This is a genomic window from Pontimicrobium sp. MEBiC01747, assembly GCF_053601635.1.
In genome coordinates, this window is record NZ_JBSHNS010000161.1 from 1 (window position 1) to 1272 (window position 1272).

Consider the following 1272-nt stretch of genomic DNA (forward strand, 5'->3'; position numbering starts at 1 on the left):
CGTGAAAAACTATTGCGCTTAGAAGACGAATTACACAAACGTGTCGTTGGGCAAGAAGAAGCCATAACTGCGGTTAGTGATGCGGTAAGACGCTCTAGAGCAGGATTACAAAATCCAGAAAAACCAATAGGAACCTTCTTGTTTTTAGGAACAACAGGAGTTGGTAAAACTGAATTAGCAAAAGCATTAGCCGAATATTTATTCGATGACGAAAGTGCTTTAACAAGAATAGATATGAGCGAATATCAAGAACGTCACGCCGTAAGCAGATTAGTTGGCGCGCCTCCAGGATACGTAGGGTACGATGAAGGCGGACAGTTAACAGAAGCCGTGAGACGCAAACCCTATTCTGTAGTACTCTTAGACGAAATAGAAAAAGCGCACCCAGATACTTTTAATATTTTATTACAAGTACTAGACGAGGGCCATTTAACAGATAACAAAGGCCGTATAGCCGACTTTAAAAACACGATTATTATTATGACTTCAAACATGGGAAGTCAGATAATACAAGAACGCTTTGATGCCTTAAAAGATGTAGACTCAGCAATAGAAGCTGCAAAAGTAGATGTCCTAGGCTTATTAAAACAAACTGTACGACCAGAGTTTTTAAACAGAATAGACGATACCGTAATGTTTACCCCTTTAAGTAGAGAAAACATTACAGACATTGTAGGCTTACAATTAAAAAGCATTACAAAAATGATTGCGCAACAAGGCATTACCTTTGATGCTACAGAAGAAGCTAGACAGTATTTAGCAGAAAAAGGCTATCATCCAGAATATGGGGCAAGACCTGTAAAACGAGTGATACAAAAAGAAGTGCTAAATCAATTAAGTAAAGAAATCTTGGCAGGAAAAGTAACAACAGATAGTATTATACTATTAGATGCCTTTAACGACAAATTGGTTTTTAGAAACGAAGCCAACTTTGTTACCGAAGAAATTTAAAACCCTTCCGTCGGTTCGAGTGATTCCAATAACTATCGGGATTGTATCGAGAACAGATTAAGTAACGAAATTCTTATTCTCGATACAAATTTCACTCATAAAATCGTAAAATTCACTCGAATTGACGAAACAAAAATATAACGGATAAAAGCCAAAGGCTATTTAGCCAACAAAGAGTTAAAGAATCATAAAGTTGTGTTAACTTAAAAATAAAGCGGAAAGTCCCGCGTTTTGATAGTGATAGTTAGTTAGTTTGAAAAAAGCAGCGTTAGTCCATTTTAAAGACTGCGTTGCTTTTTTGTTTTTAAATACTTCTAAATG

At 36.3% G+C, this 1272-nt stretch carries 1 protein-coding gene; it reads left to right on the forward strand.

Going from position 1 to position 1272, the window contains the following annotated elements; translation table 11 throughout:
- Nucleotides 1-951 (forward strand): AAA family ATPase (locus ACVC2P_RS04490; RefSeq protein WP_452597288.1); only part of this gene is annotated, 951 nt, incomplete at its 5' end.
- Nucleotides 952-1272 lie beyond the last annotated feature (321 nt).